Here is a 5,250-nt window from a genome sequence, read left to right as displayed (position 1 = left end):
CCGAGAGGTTGGCTGGAGGCAAACCGGGGAATTCGCCTATATTTGTCAAGCTTGACTCTATAAAGAATATCAAGAGCGTTAATTACAAGGGGGTTGTCTACAGGCGGGCTGATTTCTCTTATCTGCTCGCTGGGATTACCCAAAGAGAGCGATATGTGTTCGAATGCGATGACGGATCTTATCGGAGCGAAGATACTTCTCCCTTGAGAAACTGGATCACGCCAGCAACTAGCAAGGATTCCATGGGCTGGATTGCATACAAGTATTTATGTCCCTCTTCTGTGGATCCTTGGGTCAAGATTGCGGAGACCACCAGCGGCCAAATTTACTACGTTAACAAGGAAAATCATTGGGATTTTCAGCATCCATATTATGGAAATGTCCTCACATGGCTTTTGAGTATGGTTAAAAGTTATGGCATGCGCTCAGATTATATGTCCAGCGAGGAGGCTTATCTCTATGTGTCTTGCGCACGCAAGATACTCCAGATATACGCTTACAATCTTCAGCCAGAAGGTAGATATGTCGAGCTTAAGGAGTTCAATCCTGGCAGCGTGGGAGAGGAAATTATTTCCTCTGTCTGCCAATAGTAAAGATCAGTATATCTGAGGGAATTCAATTGGCGGGAGGAGTTAATGCCTTATTGGCTATTTGAATAACACCTGCCAGCCCGGCCCATCGATCAGCGCTCCAGGGAGGAGGTCCCCATAGACGGATCCCTTTGAAAATCCTATCTCTCCGTTCATTATTGCGTAAGCCAACTGGAGGCAATCTGGTGTTTTATTCCCCCAATCGCTCTGATCGTGACCCCATGCAGGCAACACAGCCAGGACTAGACAGGCAATAATGACTGAAAGATTATTTGATTTTGTCAAGGATCATGTGAGGCTACTTACTCTATTCTCGCGTGAATAAAGGGGGGATGCCAGGTCCAGGCAGCTGCCACCCCCTGCCTCACCAGCTGCTCTGTCTGGTCCGCCCAGCTGTTCTCCTTCAGCAGCTCCTGGGCTCTACTGAACTCCAGCCTGTGGTCCGGGGCCTCGGCATCCACCCCCACCTGGAGAGCCAGGCGGTGGATGGCTTCAGACCAGGCGGCCATGCTGAGGTTCTCGTGGGCCAGGCATAGCTGGCGGAGGGCCTCCCATCTCTCCCAGTGAAGGGTGGAACCGGGAGGCTTCCAGGCCAGAAACAGGCTCGGGAGGTGGAGCTCCTCCGGGGCCACCCCCATGAAATCCCTCCGGATTTTCAGGGCGGCCTCCTCGTGCTTCCGGTAGCGGGAGCTGGGAGGGCGGCTGTCCGACGACAATCTGTTTGAGCGCCCATCAACCTGATTGACACGGGACAGGCGGCGGCCTCTGCTGCTTCCGGGCCTGTTGTTGCTTTCGTAGGTCACCCGGTGGCAGGAGCGGCATCCCCAGGGCCTACTGGATGGCCGGGCGGGTTGGCTCCAGCGAGGAGCGAACAGTCTTCGGCAAGTTCTGGAGCAGAGCGGGCAGACCAGATCCAGATGCCATCCTCCGGTGGCTCCACGGTCCAGCTGGGGCTCTGCTGCGGGCCTCCCCTCCCTGGCTTGTCTCTGTCTGGCGTTCATGGCCGAGGCCGCTTCAGGCCCCAGGCATCCCCCGCTCCGCCACCTCCACAGGAGGGAAAGGGAATCACCCATCTGGGGGAGGCGGATGGTCTGCTGGTTCACCTCCACCAGGGGCCGGACATCACAGACCCGGATGGTGAGCATCCTCTCCGCCACCGGCCTCCGTGGCTTTCGGGGGGAGGCCTGGGCTAGCAGGCTGGAGAGCTCCAGAGACATCTTCAGACGTCCTTCTGTGGACAATCTGACTAGACCTTGCGAGCCTGCACCTATGGATCCGATGACCAAATGGCTCCTGCGGGGAGCTTGCTTAGTGGTTCTAGGAGGGGCGTCCCTCGTTGCTTTAGATGTTTACCTCAGATACTGCGCTTCTGAGTACATCAGCTGCCCCTCTGTTTTTTCATCTCAACCGAAGCCTTCTTCTCCGCTTTGCGAAGTCACCCCGGAGGAAATCGCTCAGTGCTCAAAGACTGGAAAAGAGTGGTCCGAATGCCTGAAACACTTAGAGAAGAACTGCGCTACCAGGAATCCGAATGATTAGGGCGTGGTGACTGAGGGGCTTCCATTGTGGAAAGAATCAAGCCCCACGGCCTCAGTGGGTCTCGGCCCAGCTCATTCCCAGGTGGACCTCAGCCACCAGGGGGAGGACATCTCGGAGGTAACGGGTCTGGAGGCCCGGGTCCTGCATCACCTCCAGCAGAAGGTCCGCCGCGGCCTGGGCCATGGCCTCGGGAGCTTGTAGGAGGGTCTCACCCTTGGGCCGCATGGCCGAGGCAGACCCGGTAGGGCGTGTGGGCCTCCGCTTATCACTTGGGAAGTCCGCTCAGATCCCAGTAGTAACTGGGTTGTTCAGATGTCCGGATACATCTCTGGAGGTCTCCAGCTGGACCTCTTCCATGGCCATCTCCAGTACATGGCAAAGGGTTACCCACCGATCCGTAGACCACGGCGGCGGCCCCCAGCAGCTGACATCCAGGAACCCATTGGCCACCGGGGCCACCCGCTGCCAGAACTGTGAGGCGTCCGATGTCTCTTTGGTCAGGGTTCGGCGGTCCACCTCCATTAAATCCGCATTCTCCCTGGGGCTGTTGCTTTGAAGACGCACACACTTCTGGACCCTGGCCTGGAGGCCCTCCAGCTCCAGCCAGCGCTGACCTTTCGGGCCTTCCCTTTCCCAGTCCTTCAGAAGTCCCTGCTCCAGCAGCCGGTAAAGAGTGGACCGGGACCGAAACCCCAAAGCAGCCGCGGCATCTGAAATCGAGATAGGCATGTGTCCTCTTTAAGGTTTAGGAGGGACAGGCCCACATCCCCGGAGACAGGGGTGGGGCTGCTTATACCTTAGCGGACTCTTTTGTGGTTTAGATGTTTACTGTCTCATAGGTTTTAGGTTGTGCCTAGAGATACTTTGCGGCGCGAAACTATCCACAATCCAATCGGACCAGGGAGGACCCATAGGCCGCTCCATAGGCCACCGCCAATCAGGCCTCTCGATGATTTGCACCCGTTTCCCTCCTGGCAACGCCTAGTCCCCATTACCCCATTGCGTACTAGGCACACCGTGCTCAGCCTCTTCTCCGAGGTGTGCAGGCTGGGTGGATGCCCTGGACTCCCTACGCCGATTGGATTTTTACGCTGGTGAGCACCGGCAGCATGCTGCTGATTGTTTGGCTGGTGTTGCGGCCTAGTCCGTGAGCGCAAGAGCTTGATCGTGCTCAAGATGGAGGCGCCATCCGCGCCAGCGCTGCCCCACCCAGCAGAGCCAGCAGCAGCTTGAGGGTGGAATCAAAGCCGCCCTGCAACTGCTCCAGCGTGCCGGGGCAGACCTGACCAACAGGACGGCCCTCAAGCGCCCGCTGGCCGCAGACCCCAGCGGCGAGGGAATAGATCAGCAGCTGGGTGCCGATCACCACCGCCAGGGTCTTAAAGATGAACCGCTCGCGGTTGAACGGCGGCTTGGGCTGCTGCTCTGGCCCGGGAGTTTCAGCCGGTGGTCGTGTATCCACAGCCCTGCTCCATTTCCCCCTCCTGCGGCAGGTGCAGCTCACCGCCCTGCAACAACCCCCAGACCCGTTGGGCTTCTGCCTGGCGCCGCTCTAGGTGCGGTGTGCCGGGCCTGAAGTAACCCTCAGCCGCTGCGGCTGAACCGGTCCAGTAGGCCGCCGCTGCTGCTGGATCCATGCCAGAGGGGCGGTCCTCAAAGACGCGGGTCCAGGCGATTAACGAGCCCTCGGGCGGGTCGTGCAGCCCTTCGTACTCCTCCGCGAAGTAGAGCTGCTGCCAGCTGTTGCTGTTGGGATCGATGCCCTCAGCGATGGCCTGTATACGCGCTGCGTCATAGGCGCTGCGCCGCACGCCGGTGTACTGCATGGCCCCGCGACCGGCACCACTGCCTGCCTCGATTACATCGAGGTTCTCCAGTTCCGGCTCACCGGTCTCGATGACCATGCAGCCAAGGAAGCCGCAGGCCTCTTCTGCACTGAGCGGCTTGATGACGCCAAGGCTGGCCTCGGTAACGGCGCTGCTGCAGAAGAACTCCAGCCAGTGCTGGAGGTTGGAGTGGGACCCGGACTCCTGGTCTACGGGCCCTGCCGTCACTTTTTTTCCTGAAACACCCCCACATAGACCGTGCCCTGGCGGTAGAGGGGCAGCACCTTGTCGTGTAGATCGGCGTTGTGAATACGGATGCAGCCAAGGGTGGGGTGCAGGGGCTGCTGCGGAGCCCAGGCCCCAGGCCAGCCGCAGGCCGAACCACCGCCGTGAAGCATGATTCCGGCCCGGCCGGCCTTGACCTCCTGGCCCTCCAGCTCCTCCATGTCGAAGGAATACCAGCCGTAGCCCATGGCGGTATCGGAGCACGGGGGATTGGGGTTCTGCTCGTAGTCCGCATACAGCTGGCCCAGCTTGTAGAGACCGGGCGGGGTGTCGGTGTTGGTGTGGCTCCAGTCGGTGTCAGCACCCTGGCCGCGGGCCAGGCAGTGGAGCTTCCAGAGAAACTGGTCGCTGTGGTCATAGGCCTCCATGTCCTCATCGCGGTCATTCACCAGTAGGTAGGAATCACCCGGTTTGACCGGTGCCGGCTTCTGCGGCCCGGCCATGCCGGCTTCCTCTGAACCGCGGGGATCAAGGCCACCAGCAGGAGGCTGCGGCTCTGCTGGTGCTGGTGGCTCCTCGCTATAGGTGAGTGCCCAGGGCGCCTGCTCGCAGAGGATCTCCTCGCCGCGCTCAGTGCTGCTGATTGCCTCAAACAGCTACTGAACGCCGCGTTGCTGCTGCGGCTGGTCGCGGTAGAAGCGGAAGCGATCACTAAATCGCTCGGCGCTCATCGGGGTGGTCATGGGGAGTGGCGCTGACCACTGCCTTTGCCAGCCCCGCTATTGCACAAGCAGACCGCTGCTGATCGTCTGCTTCACGATGCTTGCGTCACGGGACACGCGCTCAGATGTGGATACGCTGCTCCTGAGTGGCAGGCAAGAAGCTTACGGTGTAACAGTGGATCTGAGGTGGCCTGACCACTCAAGGGGCGTGTTCGAATAGTTGACAAAACACTGCGGAAGAGATTTCAGCATTAGTACCAACAGGCCGCGTCCGCCTGCTTCCCAGGGATTTACACCAAACCCTAGGACGCAGGCTATCAATAATTAAGGTGGCATAATGCGATCAAA

At 59.4% G+C, this 5,250-nt stretch carries 6 protein-coding genes; 1 reads left to right on the top strand and 5 read right to left on the bottom strand.

Translation table 11 applies throughout. From position 1 onward, the window contains the following. Window positions 1–590: hypothetical protein (locus tag AC01FP_RS15835; RefSeq protein WP_474481637.1), on the top strand; the 590-nt coding region annotated here is incomplete at its 5' end. 302 nt (window positions 591–892) lie between these two features. On the opposite strand, the gene AC01FP_RS15830 is transcribed toward AC01FP_RS15835, so the two are convergent. The 5 genes from AC01FP_RS15830 to AC01FP_RS15810 all read right to left on the bottom strand — a co-directional run bounded on the left by AC01FP_RS15830 (window position 893) and on the right by AC01FP_RS15810 (window position 4,683). Beyond that, window positions 893–1,228, bottom strand: a complete 336-nt coding sequence (locus AC01FP_RS15830; RefSeq protein WP_474481636.1) for a hypothetical protein — start codon at window positions 1,226–1,228, stop codon at window positions 893–895. Between the two features lie 952 nt (window positions 1,229–2,180). Continuing rightward, on the bottom strand, window positions 2,181–2,354 hold the full coding sequence (locus AC01FP_RS15825; RefSeq protein WP_474481635.1) for a hypothetical protein: 174 nt from the start codon (window positions 2,352–2,354) through the stop codon (window positions 2,181–2,183). Between the two features lie 946 nt (window positions 2,355–3,300). Then, a complete protein-coding gene (locus AC01FP_RS15820; RefSeq protein WP_474481634.1) occupies window positions 3,301–3,591 on the bottom strand; it encodes a hypothetical protein in 291 nt (96 codons plus the stop codon). Then, the gene (locus AC01FP_RS15815) at window positions 3,569–4,183 is read right to left on the bottom strand and encodes a hypothetical protein (RefSeq protein WP_474481633.1); all 615 of its coding nucleotides are present in this window, start codon (window positions 4,181–4,183) and stop codon (window positions 3,569–3,571) included. The genes AC01FP_RS15820 and AC01FP_RS15815 overlap by 23 nt, the downstream gene beginning before the upstream one ends. Further along, the gene (locus AC01FP_RS15810) at window positions 4,180–4,683 is read right to left on the bottom strand and encodes a L,D-transpeptidase family protein (protein ID WP_474481632.1); all 504 of its coding nucleotides are present in this window, start codon (window positions 4,681–4,683) and stop codon (window positions 4,180–4,182) included. The genes AC01FP_RS15815 and AC01FP_RS15810 overlap by 4 nt, the downstream gene beginning before the upstream one ends. Window positions 4,684–5,250 lie beyond the last annotated feature (567 nt).

Source organism: Cyanobium sp. NIVA-CYA 375 (genome assembly GCF_056108345.1).
The sequence above is the reverse complement of the archived record's forward strand: the minus strand, read 5'-3'. Positions and strand labels throughout refer to the sequence as shown.